This window comes from Pseudomonas nunensis (genome assembly GCF_024296925.1).
Lineage (GTDB): Bacteria > Pseudomonadota > Gammaproteobacteria > Pseudomonadales > Pseudomonadaceae > Aquipseudomonas > Aquipseudomonas nunensis.
Genome location: NZ_CP101125.1, coordinates 2,425,148 through 2,443,575, shown reverse-complemented (window position 1 = coordinate 2,443,575; position 18,428 = coordinate 2,425,148). Strand labels below are relative to the sequence as shown.

Below are 18,428 nucleotides of genomic sequence, written 5' to 3'. Positions count from 1 at the left end.
AACTCACTGATTTCGCACTATTAAAAGCTGACACTTCGATCAGCTCTCGCCCCTTCGCAACTGCCCCTTTGAAAACTGCTTTGGCCTGACCACGCCTCATTGATTTGCGGCGGGTGTTTCGAGGCCTGGCAAACCGATCTGTAGGAGCGAGGCTTGCCCGCGAAGCTCTTCGCAAAACACCAGATCACTTTCTGACTTTCGCGTAACGACGAGGAAAAACAACAATGTCTCAAACCACCGACCGTCTCTGGGGTGCACGCTTCAAAAGCGGCCCATCCGAAGCCCTGGCGGCCCTGTCCCGTTGCCCTGAGCGCTACTTTCGCCTCACGCCTTACGACCTCGCCGGCTCCAAGGCGCATGCCCGGGAACTGCAACGCGCCGGTTTGCTGAGCGAAGAAGAAACCCTGACCATGCTCGATGCCCTTGAGCGCATCGGCACCGACTTCAAGGCCGGGAGCATCGCCCCGACCCTGGACGACGAAGACGTTCACACCTTTATCGAACGCCTGCTGACCGAACGCCTCGGCGCCCTCGGTGGCAAGCTGCGCGCCGGTCGTTCGCGTAACGACCAGACCGCCAACGACCTGCGTCTGTTCCTGCGTGATCACGTGCGCACCCTGGCCGTTGAAGTGCTGGCCCTGCAACAAGCGCTGGTGGATCAGGCCGAACAGCACATCGAAAGCATCTGCCCTGGCTTCACTCACTTGCAGCAGGCGCAACCGATCGTGTTCGCTCACCACTTGCTGGCCCACGCCCAATCGATGCTGCGTGACGTGCAACGCCTGGTGGACTGGGACGTGCGCACCTCGTTGTCGCCACTCGGTGCAGCGGCCATGGCCGGCTCCGCCATCGCTCGTTTGCCACAGCAGTCGGCCAAGGAAATGGGCTACAGCGGCGTGTGCGAAAACTCCATCGACGCCGTCGCCAGCCGTGACCATGTCGCCGAATTCCTGTTTATCGCCAGCATGCTCGGGATCAACATTTCCCGCCTCGCTGAAGAGTTTTGCCTGTGGTCGTCGCGGCAATTTCGCTGGGTCGCGCTGGACGATGCCTACGCCACTGGCAGCTCGATCATGCCGCAGAAGAAAAACCCGGACATCGCCGAACTCGCTCGCGGCAAGGCTGGTCGCCTGATCGGTAACCTCACCGGTCTGCTGTCCACCCTGAAATCCTTACCGCTGTCCTACAACCGCGACTTGAGCGAAGACAAGAACGGCGTGCTCGACAGTGTCGACACCCTGTTGCTGGTGCTGCCAGCGATGGCCGGGATGGTCGCGACCATGAAGGTCAACGTTGAAGAACTGCGGCGTCAGGCGCCACTGGGCTTCACCCTCGCCACCGAAGTCGCCGACTGGCTGGCCATGCGTGGCGTACCGTTCAAGGAAGCCCACGAGATTACCGGTGCACTGGTGCAAGCCTGTGAGAAACATGACATTGAGCTGTGGGAAGCGTCGACGGCGCTACTGGCCGAGATCGATCCACGCCTGACCCCGGAAGTGCGCGACAGCCTGACCCTGGAAGCCGCCATCGCTGCCCGTAGTGGCTGGGGCGGCACCGCGCCGCAACAGGTGCGCGAACAGATTGGCCGCTTGAAAACCGCCCTCGCCGCGCAGCAACAGTGGACCGAGAACTATCAGGGCTTCCGCCTCTGATACATGGGGCACCGCAATACCAATGTGGGAGCGGGCTTGCTCGCGAACGCGGTGTGTCATTCAACATGAATGGCGACTGGCCCGGCCCCTTCGCGAGCAAGTCGAATCGTCGCACCGCCGCTCCCACAGGGGTTGGGCTAGACCTGAAACACCAGTGTACGGAGAAACATCATGAGCCAGACTCAGGCAGAACGTCTCCAGGCGGAGCGCAACCTGGCGGACAACCAGTTTGATATCACCCAGTACCACCATGTGCCACGGCGTTATTACGGGCGGATTTTCTTCGCCACCGTGATTGTCATCGCGATTCTCGGCCTGGTGCGCGCCTTCGCTGAAGGCAAGATCGAATGGTCGTACATCGGCCAGTTCGTCACCTCCCAGGCGATCATGTGGGGATTGTTCAACACCATCGTCATGGCGGTGTTGGCGATGGCCCAGGGCATTGTGTTCGGGGTGATCACCGCGATCATGCGCATGTCGGCCAACCCGATCCTGCGCTACGTAGCGGTTACCTACACCTGGCTGTTCCGCGGTACGCCGTTGATCCTGCAACTGCTGTTGTGGTTCAACCTGGCGCTGATCTTCCCCACCATCGGCATCCCCGGCCTGTTCGAAATGGACACCGTGAGCCTGATGACGCCGTTCGTGGCGGCCCTGCTCGGCTTGAGCATTAACCAGGGCGCCTACACCGCCGAAGTGGTGCGCGCCGGCCTGTTGTCGGTAGACACCGGACAGTACGAAGCCGCCAAGTCGATCGGCATGCCGCGCCTGCAAGCGCTGCGCCGGATCATCCTGCCGCAGGCCATGCGGATCATCATTCCGCCGGTCGGCAACGAATTCATCGGCATGGTGAAAATGACCTCGCTGGCGAGCGTCATCCAGTACTCGGAACTGCTCTACAACGCCCAGAACATCTACTACGCCAACGCCCGGGTCATGGAATTGCTGATCGTCGCCGGTATCTGGTACCTGGTCGCCGTCACCGTCCTGTCCTTTGGTCAAAGCCGTCTGGAGCGTCGTTTCGCTCGCGGCGCCGGCAAGCGTTCTTGAGGAGTCCGACATGAGAAACATCGTCAAGGCCGTGAGCCTGAACAAATATTACGACCAGTACCACGCGCTCAAGGACATCAACATCGAGGTCGAGCAAGGCGAAGTGCTGTGCATCATCGGCCCGTCCGGCTCGGGCAAGAGCACCTTGCTGCGCTGCGTCAATCAGCTGGAAAAAATCGACAAGGGCGGCCTCTGGGTCGACGGCGAACTGGTGGGTTACCGGGTCGTCGGCAACAAACTGCACGAACTCAACGAGTCGCAGATTGCCCGTCAACGCCTGGCCACCGGCATGGTGTTCCAGCGATTCAACCTGTTCCCGCACATGACTGTGCTGCAAAACATCATCGAAGGCCCGTGCCAGGTGCTCAAGCGCTCGCCCAAAGAAGCGCATGAGGAAGCCCTGGAACTGCTCGCTCGCGTCGGCCTGGCCGACAAATGCAACAGCTACCCGATTGAACTGTCGGGCGGCCAGCAGCAACGGGTGGCGATTGCCCGCGCGTTGGCGATGCGGCCCAAGCTGATGTTGTTCGATGAACCCACTTCGGCACTCGACCCGGAACTGGTCGGTGAGGTGCTGTCGGTGATGCGCGATCTGGCGCAAACCGGCATGACCATGATCGTCGTCACCCATGAACTGGGCTTCGCTCGCGAAGTATCCAACCGCATGGTGTTTATGGACGGCGGGCAGATCGTGGAGGCTGGAAGCCCCGAAGAAATACTAATAAGTCCGCAAAACCCACGCACCCAAAGCTTCATTTCTGCCGTTCGAACCTAAGCGCCGCTTGGCGCTCACAACACTCATAAGAGAACGACCATGAAGAACTTCGTAATTCCAGCAGTACTCGCCGGCCTGATGGCTTCCAGCTTCAGCTTCGCCGCCGAATTGCCGGCCAGCATCAAGGCCAAGGGCGAGATCGTCGTTGCGATCATGCCGAACTACCCGCCGATGGATTTCAAGGACCCGGCGACCAACACGCTGACGGGCCTCGACTATGACCTGGGCAACGCCCTGGCCGAGCGACTGGGCGTGAAGATCAAATGGCAGGAAACCGGCTTCGAGCAAATGATCAACGCACTGACCACCGACCGCGTGGACATGGTGCTGTCGGGCATGACCGACACCGTAGAGCGTCAGGCCAGCGTGACCTTCGTCGACTACTTCACCAGCGGTCCGCAGTTCTACACCTTGCAGAAGAACAAGGACTTCAACGAGATCACCGACCTGTGCGGCAAAAAAGTCGGCACCAGCCGCCGCACTACGTTCCCGGCGGAAATTGCCGAGTACAGCAAGGCCAACTGCGAAGCCGCCGGCAAACCGGCGATCGTGGTAGTCGGTACCGAAGGCTCGGCAGATGCCCGTGCGCAACTGCGCCAGAGCCGCATCGACGCAGCGATGCAGGGTAGCGAAACCTTGTCGTACCTGAAGACTCAGGAAAAGGACATGTACAAAACCGTCGGCCAGCCGATTTCCGTGCAGTTCTCCGGCATGGGTTTGAGCAAGAAAAAGCCTGAGTTGAGTGAAGCGGTGAAGGTGGCGTTGCAGAGCATGATTGATGACGGCACGTACCAGACCATCCTGAAGAAGTGGGACCTGGAGCTGGGCGCGATCAAGACTGTGACGATTAACGCCGGCAAATAAACCCCGTAGCTCGCGCAATTACGGTCGATGTAGCAGCTGGCGAAGCTTGCGTTCGACTGCGAAGCAGTCGTTAAACCAGACGACACGGTGTGTCAGGAACACCTCGCGTGTAGGGTTTACGACGGCTTCGCCGCCGGACGCAGCCTCGCGGGCTCCGCAGCTGCTACGGGCGTTTCAGCAATAAATCACTGGAGATCTACTGATGTCCTCCTCGCTGCAACCCACCTGGCCCGCCCCGCACAAGGCCTGCCTCGCCCTGGCCTTTGATCTCGATGGCCCGACCGGCGATGCGATGCTCAATGGCTCGATCTGGCACAAGCCCGAGTACTTCGGCTTCGGCGGCTACGGCCCTTACCGTGCCCTGCCCCGTCTTCTCGATTTGCTCGATGCGTTCAAGATCCCGACAACGTTCTTCGTCCCGGCCTGGGTCGTGGAGAACTGGCCGAAACAATGCCAGGCGATTGTCGAGCGCGGGCATGAAGTGGCGTATCACGGCTACAAACACGAATCCTTTTACGCCCTGACGCTGGACCAGCAGAAGGATGTGATGAAGAAATCCCGCGAGGTGTTCTGGAAGCACTTGAACATCCGCGCCGAAGGTTTTCGCACGCCGTCCGGTGACTGGCGCGCCGAAACCCCGGCGATGCTGGTGGAAGCCGGCGTGACCTATTCCAGCAGCATGCGCGGCGATGACCGGCCTTACTTGGTCAACGTCCCCGGCTTCGACACGCCACTGGTGGAAATCCCCGGGCGCTGGGAAATGGACGACTACGCCTCCCTCGCCTACACCCGCGCCCCGGACTTCCCTTCCGGGCTCGACCGCACCGCCAGTTACGAGCTGACCCTCGACAACTGGTGCCGCGAATACGACGGCGCCATGGACGAAGGCTTGTGCCTGACCACCCTGTTCCACCCCAAGATCACCGGCAAACCGGGGCGCATCCTGTTGCTGGAAAAACTCTTCGAACACATGCGCCAGCGCGATGACGTGTGGTTCGCCACCTGCCGCGATGTCGCCCAGTGGTGGCTGAAGGAGCATCACCATGGCTGATTCCAACGTCTGGCCGAACGGCTACCGCTGCGCCGTCGTATTAACCGTCGATTACAACGACATCCACGGCATCCTCACTCAGGCCCCGGAAGTCGCCGGGCGCGACAAGACCTTGTCAGTCTGGCGCTACGGCAGCCAGCGCGGCGTGAATCGTCTGCTGGATTTGTTCGCAGAGTTGGGCGTGTCCAGCAGCTGGTGCATTCCCGGCATCGTCGCCGAGGAAAACCCTGAACACATAAAGGCAATACTCGCTGGCGGGCATGAAATCGCCTGCGCCGGTTATCGGCACCAGAACTACGACAACCTCGATTTAGCCGCGCAGAGCGCCGACATCGCCAAGGGCTGCGAAGCCCTGACCGCGTTAACCGGCGTGCGTCCAACCGGGTTTCGCATTCCGGCGGGCAATGGCGCACCAGGATTCATCGAAGCGTTGCGGGATCAAGGCATCCGCTGGTCTTCATCCTGGCGCGGTGATGATTTGCCATTCGCTCACCCGACGGCGCCCGAAGTGATCGAACTGCCATTGCATTACGAACTGGAAGACGAACCCTATTTCGCCTTCAACCTCAGCCCGGCGGTGCCGCCGGCGCAATCGCGGATCGCGTCCTACAGCCACACCCTCGGCAACCTGCAAATGGACTTCGCCGGGTTTCATCGCTTTGGCCTCTGCTATGTGCTGCGGCTGCACCCGGAAATCATCGCGACGCCGGGGCGGATTGGCGTGTTGCGCGAGTTGCTCGAAGGCATTCAGCAACATAAGGACGTGTGGATCGCCACGGCGGGCGAAGTCGCGCAATGGTGGTCGGATTCGGCGGTTCAGGTGACGGAGGATCATCCAGCGGCGGTGTATGAGCGGCATTATCGGGATTACGGCGTATGAACGAGTTCGGCAGCGCCTACCAGGGCGTGATGCGCATGGAGCACCTGGCGCAGTTTTGCGTCGATACCCACTTTGAGGATTTGCCGACGGCGCTGGTGGCCCAAGCCAAACGACACATTCTCGACACCTTCGGCGCAACCCTGGCCGGGGCTGGCAGTGATGTGGCGAAACAGGCGCGTCTGGTGTTCGAAGGCGAAACCGGCAGCACGCTGGTCTGGGGCACCGATTGGCGAGTCGGCGCGGCTCAGGCGGCGATGCTCAATGGCATCGCCGCCCATGCGCTGGAACTGGACGACACTGGCGGTTGCGATCATTCCGGCGCAGTGGTGCTGCCGGCAGTCATGGCCGCCGTGTCGATGTCGGGCAGAACCGTGAGTGGCCGGGAGTTCATCACCGCCGTGGTCATCGGCTACGAAATCGGCCGTCGGGTGCTCGAAGCCTGCGGCAGCTACTCAGCGCATAACGGCGCCGGTTGGCACTCCACGGCCACTTGTGGTGTGTTCGGTGCGGCGGCGGCCAGTGCGCGGATTCTCGGCCTCGATGCTGCGCAAACCTTGTCCGCGCTCGGCATCGCCGGCAGTTTCAGCGGCGGGCTTTGGGCGTTTATTCATGACGGCTCCCAAAGCAAAAAACTCCACAGCGGTCGTGCTGCCGAAGGTGGTTTGCTCGCGGCGCGGTTTGCCCAGCGCGGCATCACCGGGCCGACCAAACTGTTCGATGATGTCTGGGGCGGTTTTCTCAAGACCCTCGCCGGCGATACCGCCGTGCCCGAGGCGCTGGACGCGGAGTTGGGTCGGGTGTGGAAACTCGCCCGCTGCTCGATCAAGCCTTACGCCGCGTGCCGTGGGACCCATTCGGCGATTGATGCCCTCGGTTTGCTGCTCGCGCAGTTGCAGGTTGATGCCGATCAGGTCGAGGACATCCAGGTTTCACTGTGCGTGTTTCTGCAGGACATGTGCGGCGGCCAGGAAGTCGCGAGTCTGGCGGCGGCGCAGATGAGTTTGCGTTATGCCCTCGCTGCGCGATTGGTGCTGGGGCATTGCCGGTTGCAGGCGTATGACGATGCACAACGCAGTGACCCGCGAATCGCGCACTGGATGTCGCGGATTCGGCTTGAGGTGGACCCGCGATTGTCCGAGGATGGCGAGCCCGTGGTGAGCGTGCGGACCGTGGACGGTCGGCAGGTGAGTCTTTGCGTCGAAGTACCGTTGGGCGCGCCGGGGAATCCGCTGAGTGATGCGGCGCTGGAGGAGAAGTTTTTCAGTCTGGCCGGGCGGGTTTTGCCGCAGGGGCAAGCGGAGGAATTGCTTGCTCAGTTGTGGCGGGTTGAAGAGTTGGAATCTGTTGCGATGCTGGATCGGTGGCTGACTTGAAATCTGTACTGCCTGCACTGGCCTCTTCGCGGGCAAGCCTCGCTCCTACGGGGTTAGCGCACACCTGTAGGAGCGAGGCTTGCCCGCGAATGGCAGCGACTCGGTATGACGCCGAGCCCCACAACATCTGAATAAGGACATCCGCACCACCGTGGCCACTTACTCGCTCGTTATCCGCCGGTTGATGATTTGCTCGCTGACCATTGTCGTCAGCCGCGCCATCACCAGCCCGTTGCTCACGCTGTTCCTGAGCAACAAACTCGGTCTCAACCAACAGGACGTTGGCCTGCTGCTGGGCATCGCGGTGTTTATCGCCACCCTGCTCGCGCTCTACGGCGGCTACATCATCGACCGACTGGAGAAACGGCGGCTGTTGATCCTGGCCATGCTCTCCAGCGCCATCGGCTTCGTGCTGCTGACCTTCGCCGAGAACCTCTACCTGACCACCGCCACCCTGGTAATCACCGAAACCGCTTCGGCGCTGTTCCTGATCGGTTCAAAGGCGATCCTCAGCGAAAACCTGCCCATGGGCCAACGGGCCAAGGCGTTTTCCCTGCGCTACACCCTGACCAACATCGGCTACGCCACCGGTCCCATGCTCGGCGTAGTGATCGCCGGGGTGTATCCGATTGCGCCGTTCCTGATCGCTGGCGGCATCGCGTTCTTCAGTATCTTCTTGATGAGCGGAATTCCAAAAGACGCGGCCCAAGTGCCCGCCATCGGCCAGCCGCAAAGCTTTCTCAAGACCCTGACCACCCTGAAGAACGACCGCACGCTGATCATGTTCACCTGCGGCTGCCTGTTCAGCACCGTGGTTCACGGCCGCTTCACCCTGTACCTGTCGCAATACCTGCTGGTGACCCACGACTCCAAGCGCGCCCTGGAAACCATGGCCGCCCTGCTCGCCTGCAACGCCATTAGCGTGATCCTGCTGCAATACCAGATCGGCCGCTTCCTCAAGCGCGAACAACTGCGCTACTGGATTGCCGGCGGCACCAGCCTGTTCATCGTCGGGTTGATCGGGTTCAGCCTGGCGGACGGCTTGGTCAGTTGGTGCGTGGCGATGTTCATCTTCACCCTCGGCGAAATGATCATCTATCCAGCGGAATTCCTGTTCGTCGACACCCTGGCCCCGGAAGAACTGCGTGGCAGTTACTACGGCGCACAGAACCTCGCGGCCCTTGGTGGCGCCTTGAGTCCGGTGATTTGCGGTTTCCTGCTGATGCACACCCCGGCGCCGACGATGTTCTACGCCTTGTGTGCGCTGACTGCGATGGGCGGATCGTTGTGTTTCATGGCCGGTCGCCGGGTGGCTTTACTTCAAAAATAATGCACTTAAGCTGCATTAATATGAATTTGTCAGCACCTGAAATCAACGGCACACTGTGCCTCGTTCCTCCCCCAATAGTTGGAACACCTTCAAGGGCTTTCTGGGTATCCCAGCTAAGCCTTTTTTTTGCCTAGTTTTTTTGTCTACGGAATCATCATGCTTGCACGCTGGTTACCCGCCGCCGTCAACACCCGTCCTTCGGAATGGAGCCGCGCCGCCATCGGCATGTCCCTGGGCACGCTGTTCAGCGTCTGGTTGTGCAGTCAGGTGTTCGGCATCGAAGTGGCGCAACACCTGGTCGGGCCGCTGGGCGCCTCGGCGGTGCTGTTGTTTGCTGTGTCCTCAGGCGCCCTCGCCCAGCCGTGGTCGATCCTCGGTGGCTACTTGAGCGCCGGGGTGGTTTCGCTGCTGGTCGCTCATGTACTCGGCCGCACCCTGGGCAGCGCATGCCTTGCAGCCGGAATGGCGCTGATCCTGATGTGCTGGCTGCGTTGCCTGCACCCACCGGCCGGGGCCTTGGCGTTGTTGTTGGTGCTGGCCGACCCGGCGACCATCGCCCTGGACTGGAAAGCCCTCGGCCCGGTGATGCTCAGCGCCTCAGCCATGCTGCTCAGTGCGTTGGCGTATAACAACCTGACGCAGATCCGCTACCCAAAACGCCCCGCTGACCCGGTGCCAGTCATGCCCTCGGCGGACAGCCAGGCGATTACTGCCGAGGATCTCAAACTCGCGTTGGCAGACATGGAGGCGTTTTTCGACGTCACGCCGGAAGACCTTGAGCAGTTGATTCATGCCAGTGAATTACACGCCAAGCGGCGCAGCATCGGCGAAGTGCTTAGCAGCAGAACCTGACACTACACAGATCCACCTGTGGGAGCGGGCTTGCTCGCGAATGCGGTGTGTCATCCAGCATTAATGTTGACTGACACGGCCCCTTCGCGAGCAAGCCCGCTCCCACAGGTTTTTTTGTGGCCGCTGGATTTTGCACTAAGGTAAAAATGCAGACAGAACCTGCACGTATGTGGGTTGTACATCACAAATTTGCACTGTTACGATCGAGCATCGCTCGCGCGCGAGCTTGTCTATAAAGAACAATAAAAGCAGGGAGTTATCGATGACTGCTCAGGTTTCATCCCAGGAGACTACCGCCATGGATGCCATGCAAAATGAAGTGCTGGCCGAGGTACGCAATCACATCGGTCACCTGACCCTCAATCGCCCCGCCGGTCTCAACGCCCTCACCCTTAACATGGTCCGTCGCCTGCAAAACCAGCTCAATGCCTGGGCCGAAGATTCGCAGGTCAATGCCGTGGTATTGCGCGGTGCCGGCGAGAAAGCCTTTTGCGCTGGCGGCGACATTCGTTCGCTGTACGACAGCTACAAAAACGGCGACACCTTGCATGAAGATTTCTTCGTCGAGGAATACGCCCTCGACCTCGCTATCCACAATTACTGCAAACCGGTCCTGGCCCTGATGGACGGCTTCGTCCTGGGCGGTGGCATGGGCCTGGTGCAAGGCGCCGATATGCGCGTGGTCACCGAGCGCAGTCGGCTGGCGATGCCGGAAGTGGGCATCGGCTATTTCCCGGACGTTGGCGGCAGCTACTTCCTGCCACGGATTCCTGGCGAACTGGGGATTTACCTGGGCGTCAGCGGCGTACAGATTCGCGCGGCGGATGCGCTGTATTGCGGTTTGGCTGACTGGTATCTGGAAAGTGACAAACTGGGCAGCCTGGATGAGCAACTTGATCATCTGGAATGGCACGACTCGCCGCTCAAGGACCTGCAAGGCGTGCTGGCCAAACTCGCCGTGCAACAACTTCCCGATGCGCCGCTGATTGCGTTGCGTCCGGCCATCGACCACTTCTTCGCCCTCCCCGACGTGGCGAGTATGGTGGAGCAAATGCGCGAAGTGACCGTCGCCGACAGCCACGCATGGGCGACAGCCACCGCCGACCTGCTGGAAAGCCGTTCGCCGCTGGCCATGGGCGTGACCCTGGAAATGCTGCGACGCGGTCGCAAGCTGAGCCTGGAACAGTGCTTTGCCCTTGAGCTGCACCTGGACCGCCAGTGGTTCGAACGCGGCGACCTGATCGAAGGCGTGCGCGCCTTGCTGATAGACAAAGACAAGCAACCGCGCTGGAACCCGCCGACCTTGCAGGCGCTGCACGCCGAGCATGTCGAGAGTTTCTTCACCGGTTTTGAGCAGAGCGGGAGCTGAGCCATGCACGATATCGAATTGAGCGAAGAACAAGTGATGATCCGCGACATGGCCCGGGATTTTGCCCGTGGTGAAATCGCGCCCCATGCGCAGGCCTGGGAAAAGGCTGGCTGGATCGACGACGGTCTGGTGGCGAAGATGGGTGAGTTGGGCCTGCTGGGCATGGTGGTCCCGGAAGAATGGGGCGGCACCTATGTCGATTACGTCGCCTACGCCTTGGCCGTGGAAGAGATTTCCGCCGGCGATGGCGCGACCGGCGCATTGATGAGCATCCATAACTCCGTGGGTTGCGGGCCAGTCCTGAACTACGGCACCGATGAACAGAAACAGACCTGGCTGCCGGACCTCGCCAGCGGTCAGGCCATCGGCTGCTTCTGCCTGACCGAGCCGCAAGCCGGTTCCGAAGCCCACAACCTGCGCACCCGCGCCGAACTGCGGGACGGCCAGTGGGTGATCAACGGCGCCAAGCAATTTGTCAGCAACGGCAAGCGAGCGAAACTGGCGATTGTGTTTGCCGTGACTGATCCCGATCTGGGCAAGCGCGGTATCTCGGCGTTCCTGGTGCCGACCGACACCCCGGGTTTCATCGTCGATCGCACCGAACACAAAATGGGCATCCGCGCTTCCGATACCTGTGCGGTAACCCTGAGCAACTGCACCATTCCTGAAGCCAACCTGCTGGGCGAGCGCGGCAAAGGCCTGGCCATCGCCCTCTCCAACCTTGAAGGCGGGCGCATCGGCATTGCCGCCCAGGCGCTGGGCATTGCTCGGGCAGCGTTCGAAGCGGCGCTGGCTTACGCGCGGGATCGGGTGCAGTTCGGCAAGGCGATTATCGAACACCAGAGCATCGCCAACATGCTGGCGGACATGCACATGCAACTGAACGCTGCGCGCTTGATGATCCTCCACGCCGCGCGGTTGCGCAGTGCGGGCAAGCCGTGTCTGTCGGAGGCTTCACAGGCGAAGTTGTTTGCGTCCGAGATGGCTGAGAAGGTCTGTTCGTCGGCTATGCAGATTCATGGCGGGTATGGGTATCTGGAGGATTATCCGGTGGAGCGTTACTACCGGGATGCGCGGATTACCCAGATTTATGAAGGATCGAGTGAGATACAGCGGATGGTGATTGCTCGGGAATTGAAGAACTATCTGGTGTGATGCCTTAAAAGCTTCGCGGGCAAGCCTCGCTCCGACAGGTTTTGTATCGGTCACACGGACACCGATAACCTGTAGGAGCGAGGCTTGCCCGCGAAGGCATCCTCGAAAACGCTACATCACTTGCCTTGGAATTCGGCCTCACGCTTGGCAATAAACGCCGCCATCCCTTCTTTCTGATCCTGCGTGGCAAACGCCGCATGGAACACCCGACGCTCAAAGCGCACGCCTTCGGACAGGCTGACTTCAAACGCGCGGTTCACGCTTTCCTTGACCATCATTGCAATCGGTAACGACTTCCTGGCAATCAGCGCCGCGACTTTCAGCGCTTCTTCCAGCAGCTCATCCGCCGGTACGATCCGCGCGACAATCCCGCAACGTTCAGCTTCCACGGCATCGATTAAACGCCCGCTCAGGCACATTTCCATCGCCTTGGCCTTGCCCACGGCGCGAGTGAGGCGTTGGGTGCCGCCCATGCCCGGCAGCACGCCGAGGTTGATTTCCGGTTGGCCAAATTTGGCGTTGTCGCCGGCCAGGATGAAGTCGCACATCAGCGCCAGTTCACAGCCACCGCCGAGGGCGAAGCCGTTAACGGCAGCGATGATCGGCTTGCGGCGGTTGGCCACGCGATCGCTGTCGCTGAACAGATCATCGAGGTAGATCTGCGGGTAGGTCAGCTCGGCCATTTCCTTGATGTCGGCACCGGCGGCGAAGGCTTTTTTCGAGCCAGTCAGCACGATGCAGCCGATGTTCGAATCGGCTTCCAGGCCATCGAGAGCGTGGTTCACTTCGCTGACCAGCTGCGCGTTCAACGCGTTCAAGGCTTGCGGACGGTTGAGGGTGATCAGGCCGACGCGACCGTGAATTTCCAGCAAAATCGTTTCGTAACTCATAAATAACTCCTGTTTTGCATAAGGCTCGATCCCCCGGTAGGAGCTGTCGAGTGCAACGAGGCTGCGATCTTTTAATCCTGCTTTTTAAAATCAACGTCAAAAGATCCCAGCCTTCGGCAGCTCCTACCGGAGACTCCTTCAAAGATTGCGCGAAATAACCATGCGCTGAATATCGCTGGTGCCTTCGTAGATCTGGCACACCCGCACGTCGCGGTAGATCCGCTCCAGCGGGAAGTCGTTCAGGTAACCGTAACCGCCGAGGGTTTGCAACGCTGACGAGCAGACCTTCTCGGCCATTTCCGAGGCGAACAGCTTGGCCATCGACGCTTCGACCAGCGCTGGTTTGCCGCTGTCTCTTAACGCAGCGGCGTAATGCACCATCTGCCGGGCCACGGCGATCTGGGTCGCCATATCCGCCAAGCGGAACGCCACGGCCTGGTGTTCGATGATCGGCTTGCCAAAGCTCTCACGCTCACGGGCGTAATCCCGGGCCGCTTCAAACGCGGCGCGGGCCATGCCCACCGATTGCGAGGCGATGCCGACGCGCCCGCCTTCCAGGTTGGCCAGGGCGATTCGGTAACCTTCGCCCTCTTCGCCCAAGCGGTTGGCCACCGGCACTTTCACGTCTTCGAACAGAATCTGGCAGGTGTCGGACGCGTGCTGACCGAGTTTGTCCTCGACCCGCGCGACTTTGTAGCCCGGCGAATCGGTGGGCACGATCAGCGCGGTGATCCCGCGTTTGCCGGCACTCGGATCGGTCACCGCAAACACAATCACCACCCCGGCGTTCTGCCCGGAGGTGATGAACTGCTTGCAGCCGTTGAGCACGTAGTGGTCGCCATCCAGTTTGGCGCGGGTTTTCAGGCCGCTGGCGTCGGAACCGGCCTGGGGTTCGGTCAGGGCGAACGCGCCGAGCATCGAACCGCTGGCCAGCGGCTTGAGAAAGCGTTCTTTCTGTTCGTCGGTGCCGTACTTGAGGATCGGCACGCAACCCACGGAGTTGTGCACGCTCATGATCGTCGAGCAGGCGCCGTCGCCGGCAGCGATTTCTTCCAGGGCCATGGCGTAGGCCAGGTAACCGGTGTCGCAACCGCCCCACTGTTCCGGCACCAACATCCCGAAAAAGCCCAGCTCGGCCATTTCGCCGATGGCTTCTTTCGGAAAGCGATGCTCGCGGTCCCACTCGGCGGCGAAGGGCTTCAGCCGCTCCTGGGCGAATTGCCGGGCGGCTTCGCTGATCTGCAGTTGTTCGTCATTGGGAATCATGGTGAATCCTTAAAAATGAACCTTACGCACCAAATGTCTGGCTGAAATGCTGACCCCCTGTGGGAGCGGGCTTGCTCGCGAAGAGGCCGTGTCAGTCGACATTAATGTTGAATGACACACCGCATTCGCGAGCAAGCCCGCTCCCACAGGGGGATTGGCGACAGGCCTCAGTACAGGCATTCCACGGCCATGGCCGTTGCTTCGCCGCCGCCAATACAAATCGCCGCAACGCCGCGTTTCAAGCCTTTCTGGCGCAGGGCCGAGAGCAAGGTCACGATGATCCGCGCACCGGACGCACCAATCGGATGGCCCAACGCACAGGCGCCGCCGTGGACGTTGACCTTCTCGTGGGGGATTTCAAGTTTGCTCATGGTCACCAGGCTGACCACCGCGAAGGCTTCGTTGATTTCAAACAACTCGACTTCGTCCAGCGACCAACCGGTTTTCTTGATCAGCTTCTTGATCGCGCCGACCGGGGCCACCGGGAACAGGCCCGGGGTATCGGCAAACGCCGCATGACCATGGATCACCGCCAATGGCTTGAGGCCGCGTTTCTCGGCCTCGGAACGTCGCATCAATACGAGTGCCGCTGCGCCGTCGGAGATCGAGCTGGAGTTGGCCGCCGTCACGGTGCCGCCATCACGAAATGCCGGTTTCAGCGAGGCGATCTTGTCCAGTTTGGCTTTCGGTGGCTGTTCGTCGTTGCTGATCAGCACCTGTTCTTTACCCAAGGTAACGGTCAGCGGCACGATCTCGGCCTTGAAGCTGCCGTCCTTGATCGCCTGTTGCGCGCGGGTGGTCGAGGCAATGGCAAACGCGTCCTGAGCTTCGCGGCTGAAGCCGTTGGTCTCGGCGCAATCTTCGGCGAAGGTGCCCATCAGGCGGCCCTTGTCGTAGGCGTCTTCGAGGCCGTCGAGGAACATCGAATCCAGCACCCGGCCATGGCCCATGCGGTAACCGCTACGTGCGCGGTCCAGCAGATACGGCGAGTTGGACATGCTTTCCATGCCACCGGCGATCACCACCTCGGCACTGCCAGCGACCAGCATGTCGTGGGCTAGGATCGTGGTTTCCATGCCGGAACCGCACATCTTGTTCACGGTGGTGCAGCGGGTCGATTTATCCAGCCCGGCGCCCAGTGCAGCCTGACGTGCAGGCGCCTGGCCGAGGCCGGCGGGCAACACGCAACCGAACAGCACTTCGTCAACCGCGTCGGAGGCGACACCGGCACGTTCAACCGCAGCCTTGATCGCTGCAGCACCGAGTTGAGGTGCGGTCAGGCTTTTCAGTTCGCCCTGGAAACCGCCCATCGGGGTACGAACGGCGCTGACAATAACAATCGGATCGTTGGAAAGGGTCATGACAAATCCTCCTTATTTGGCGGCCATACGCAAGGCACCGTCAAGACGGATCACCTCGCCGTTGAGCATGCTGTTTTCAATGATATGCCTGACCAGCGCGGCGTACTCACCCGGTTTACCGAGGCGCGGCGGGAACGGCACGCCAGCGGCCAGGGATGCGCGAACTTCTTCGGTCATGCCGGCCATCATCGGTGTTTCGAAAATGCCGGGAGCGGTGGTCATCACACGGATGCCGAAACGCGCCAGTTCACGGGCGGCGGGCAAGGTCAGGCTGACAATCGCGCCTTTGGATGCAGCGTAAGCAGCCTGGCCGATCTGGCCGTCGTAAGCCGCTGCCGATGCGGTGTTGATGATCACACCGCGCTCGCCGTCGGCGTCCGCTTCGGTTTCCGCGATCGCCGCTGCGGCCAGACGCAGCATATTGAAACTACCGATCAGGTTGACGTTGATCACTTGGCTGAAACTGGCCAGTGCGTGCGGGCCAGTCTTGCCGAGGATCTTCTCGCCACGCACGATGCCGGCGCAGTTCACCAGACCGTGCAAGCCACCGAAGGCTTTGACGGTGGCGGCGACGGCGGCTTCGGCAGCGGCTTCGTTGCTGATGTCGGCCACTACGCTTTGCGCGCCGAGACGTTCAGCCTGGGCCGCGACAGCCTCGGCATTCATGTCCACCAGCATCACCTTGGCGCCCGCGCCCACCAGCATTTCAGCGGTCGCGGCACCCAGGCCGGACGCACCGCCGGTGACGAGAAAAACCTTGTTTTCGATCTGCATCATTATTTCCTTCGATTCAAGCAGAAGCTTTGTGAGCCGCGGCCTCTTGAGCCTTGGCGATTTCCTGGTTGCGCAAGATAAAGCGCTGCAATTTGCCGCTTGGGGTTTTCGGCAATTCGCTGACAAATTCGATTTCACGCGGGTACGAGTGCGCGGCCAGGCGCTTGCGCACGTGTTGGCGCAGCTCTTCGGCCAGCTCCGGTGTGGCGCGGTATTGCTCGCAGATCACCACGAAGGCTTTGACCAGTTCGGTGCGTTCTGGGTCAGGCTTGCCAACTACTGCGGCTTCGATCACCGCTGGGTGTTCAATCAACGCGCTTTCAACGTCGAACGGGCCGACGCGGTAGCCGGAAGTGGTGATCACGTCGTCGCTGCGGCCGACGAAGCTGATGCTGCCGTCCGGGTTCCACTCGACGGTGTCGCCGCTCAGGTAATAGTTGCCGACGAAGGCCTTGGTCGGCGCGCCTTCGTAACCGTTGAACCAGCACATCGGCGACTGGGTGCGGTCGATGGCGAGGATGCCGGGCTGACCGATACCGAGTTCTTTGTACTCTTCATCCAGCACCACGATGCGGTGCCCAGGCGAGGCAAACCCGGCGGCGCCCATGTGGATCGGGTGTGCCAGGCCGTGGTGGTTGCACAGCACCATACCGAGTTCGGTCTGGCCGTAATGGTCGTGGATCACCACGCCGAGGTTGTCGGCGAACCAGCGGATCACTTCCGGGTTCAGCGGCTCGCCGGCGCTGCTGACGATGCGCAGCTTGCCCTTGATCGACTTGGCGAACTCTTCGCCCCCGGCAATCAGCAAACGGTAAGCCGTCGGCGAGCCGGTCAGGTTGGTGATGTTGTATTTGTTGATCACCCGGCAGGTGCTTTCGAGGGTGAACGGGCCATCGTAGAAGGTGATCGGATGCCCCATCGACATCGGCCCGGTGACACCGAAATAGATGCCGTAGGCCCAGCCTGGATCGGCGACGTTCCAGAACGCGTCTTCCGGGCGCAGGTCGACGGCGTCGCGGGTGTAGCTCTGGAAGGCGACGATGGCCTTGAGCGGCACCGACAGCGCTTTCGACGGGCCGGTAGTGCCCGAGGTGAACATCAGCAGGAACGGGTCTTCACCGGTCAGCAGCAGCGGTTCGCATACAGGGGAATAATTGGGCAGTTCGGCCCAGAAACTGTAGTCGCCACGCACGATGCCCTGCCCTTTGGGACCGCCAACGGTAACGATGGTCGGGCAATCGGCGACTTCCGCAAGTTTCGAGCGATTGACCGCATCGGTGACCACAACTTTGGCGCCGGAGCTGCTCAAACGGTGTTCGATGGCTTTCGGGCCGAACGCGGTGAACAGCGGCTGGTAGACCGCGCCGATGCGCCAAGTGGCGAACACGGTGATCAGCAATTCGATGTTGCGCGGCAGCAGGCCAGCGACTTTGTCGCCCTTCTGAACGCCCTGGGCCAGAAGAAAATTGGCCAGACGCGCGGCTTTGTCCTGCAAATCCGTGAAGGTGTACGTCGCGCTGGCGCCATCGCGCCCTTCCCAGAACAGCGCAATGCGACCTGGCAACGCGTGACGGTCGCAACATTCGACGCAGGCGTTAAGCGCCGTCAAATCGCCGGCGAGCGCGGCATCCACGGTGTGCTGGTAATCGAACTGTGAAGTGGCAGACAAGTAATCGCGCATTGCCAGAATCCCTCTGTATTTTTATTAGGTTGGGGGAACCGTAATCAACACAGGAATACTCGCGCCGCGCGGGGTGTGGGGCAATGGTCAAAGCTATCAAGTTGT

The 18,428-nt window shown here is 61.0% G+C and carries 16 protein-coding genes; 11 read left to right on the top strand and 5 right to left on the bottom strand.

Annotated elements, in window-relative coordinates; genetic code table 11:
- The first annotated feature begins 224 nt into the window (after window positions 1–224).
- The 11 genes from argH to NK667_RS10440 all read left to right on the top strand — a co-directional run bounded on the left by argH (window position 225) and on the right by NK667_RS10440 (window position 12,351).
- Window positions 225–1,652, top strand: coding sequence for an argininosuccinate lyase (argH, locus tag NK667_RS10495; protein ID WP_054614634.1), 1,428 nt, complete (start codon window positions 225–227; stop codon window positions 1,650–1,652).
- A 171-nt stretch (window positions 1,653–1,823) separates the two neighbouring features.
- Complete coding sequence (locus NK667_RS10490) at window positions 1,824–2,702, top strand: amino acid ABC transporter permease (RefSeq protein WP_054614633.1); 879 nt, start codon at window positions 1,824–1,826, stop codon at window positions 2,700–2,702.
- A 10-nt stretch (window positions 2,703–2,712) separates the two neighbouring features.
- The gene (locus tag NK667_RS10485) at window positions 2,713–3,477 is read left to right on the top strand and encodes an amino acid ABC transporter ATP-binding protein (protein WP_054045848.1); all 765 of its coding nucleotides are present in this window, start codon (window positions 2,713–2,715) and stop codon (window positions 3,475–3,477) included.
- A gap of 39 nt (window positions 3,478–3,516) precedes the next feature.
- Window positions 3,517–4,341 carry an ABC transporter substrate-binding protein gene (locus NK667_RS10480; protein ID WP_054045846.1) on the top strand — a complete coding sequence of 275 codons (825 nt, stop codon included), beginning with the start codon at window positions 3,517–3,519 and terminating at the stop codon, window positions 4,339–4,341.
- Window positions 4,342–4,543: 202 nt separating this feature from the next.
- The gene (locus NK667_RS10475) at window positions 4,544–5,392 is read left to right on the top strand and encodes a polysaccharide deacetylase family protein (RefSeq protein WP_054614632.1); all 849 of its coding nucleotides are present in this window, start codon (window positions 4,544–4,546) and stop codon (window positions 5,390–5,392) included.
- The gene (locus tag NK667_RS10470) at window positions 5,385–6,272 is read left to right on the top strand and encodes a polysaccharide deacetylase family protein (RefSeq protein WP_054614631.1); all 888 of its coding nucleotides are present in this window, start codon (window positions 5,385–5,387) and stop codon (window positions 6,270–6,272) included. Before NK667_RS10475 ends, NK667_RS10470 begins: the two co-directional genes overlap by 8 nt.
- Window positions 6,273–6,301: 29 nt before the next feature.
- On the top strand, window positions 6,302–7,645 hold the full coding sequence (locus NK667_RS10465) for an MmgE/PrpD family protein (protein WP_054616241.1): 1,344 nt from the start codon (window positions 6,302–6,304) through the stop codon (window positions 7,643–7,645).
- Window positions 7,646–7,796: 151 nt separating this feature from the next.
- Window positions 7,797–8,975 (top strand): MFS transporter, encoded by a 1,179-nt coding sequence (locus NK667_RS10460; protein WP_054045841.1) that lies wholly within the window; start codon window positions 7,797–7,799, stop codon window positions 8,973–8,975.
- 156 nt (window positions 8,976–9,131) lie between these two features.
- On the top strand, window positions 9,132–9,827 hold the full coding sequence (locus tag NK667_RS10455; RefSeq protein ID WP_054614630.1) for an HPP family protein: 696 nt from the start codon (window positions 9,132–9,134) through the stop codon (window positions 9,825–9,827).
- A gap of 262 nt (window positions 9,828–10,089) precedes the next feature.
- Window positions 10,090–11,196, top strand: coding sequence for an enoyl-CoA hydratase/isomerase family protein (locus tag NK667_RS10445; RefSeq protein ID WP_054614629.1), 1,107 nt, complete (start codon window positions 10,090–10,092; stop codon window positions 11,194–11,196).
- 3 nt (window positions 11,197–11,199) lie between these two features.
- On the top strand, window positions 11,200–12,351 hold the full coding sequence (locus NK667_RS10440; protein WP_054045835.1) for an acyl-CoA dehydrogenase family protein: 1,152 nt from the start codon (window positions 11,200–11,202) through the stop codon (window positions 12,349–12,351).
- A 116-nt stretch (window positions 12,352–12,467) separates the two neighbouring features.
- On the opposite strand, the gene NK667_RS10435 is transcribed toward NK667_RS10440, so the two are convergent.
- The 5 genes from NK667_RS10435 to NK667_RS10410 form a co-directional block, all read right to left on the bottom strand.
- Window positions 12,468–13,241: an enoyl-CoA hydratase gene (locus NK667_RS10435; protein WP_054614628.1), complete on the bottom strand. Its 774-nt coding sequence runs from the start codon at window positions 13,239–13,241 to the stop codon at window positions 12,468–12,470.
- A gap of 138 nt (window positions 13,242–13,379) precedes the next feature.
- The gene (locus NK667_RS10430) at window positions 13,380–14,507 is read right to left on the bottom strand and encodes an acyl-CoA dehydrogenase (protein ID WP_054045832.1); all 1,128 of its coding nucleotides are present in this window, start codon (window positions 14,505–14,507) and stop codon (window positions 13,380–13,382) included.
- Window positions 14,508–14,674: 167 nt separating this feature from the next.
- Entirely contained in the window at window positions 14,675–15,868 is a 1,194-nt protein-coding gene (locus NK667_RS10420) for an acetyl-CoA C-acyltransferase (protein ID WP_054614627.1), read from the bottom strand.
- Between the two features lie 12 nt (window positions 15,869–15,880).
- Window positions 15,881–16,642, bottom strand: coding sequence for an SDR family NAD(P)-dependent oxidoreductase (locus NK667_RS10415; protein ID WP_054614626.1), 762 nt, complete (start codon window positions 16,640–16,642; stop codon window positions 15,881–15,883).
- A 16-nt stretch (window positions 16,643–16,658) separates the two neighbouring features.
- The gene (locus NK667_RS10410; protein WP_054614625.1) at window positions 16,659–18,323 is read right to left on the bottom strand and encodes an AMP-binding protein; all 1,665 of its coding nucleotides are present in this window, start codon (window positions 18,321–18,323) and stop codon (window positions 16,659–16,661) included.
- Window positions 18,324–18,428: the final 105 nt, after the last annotated feature.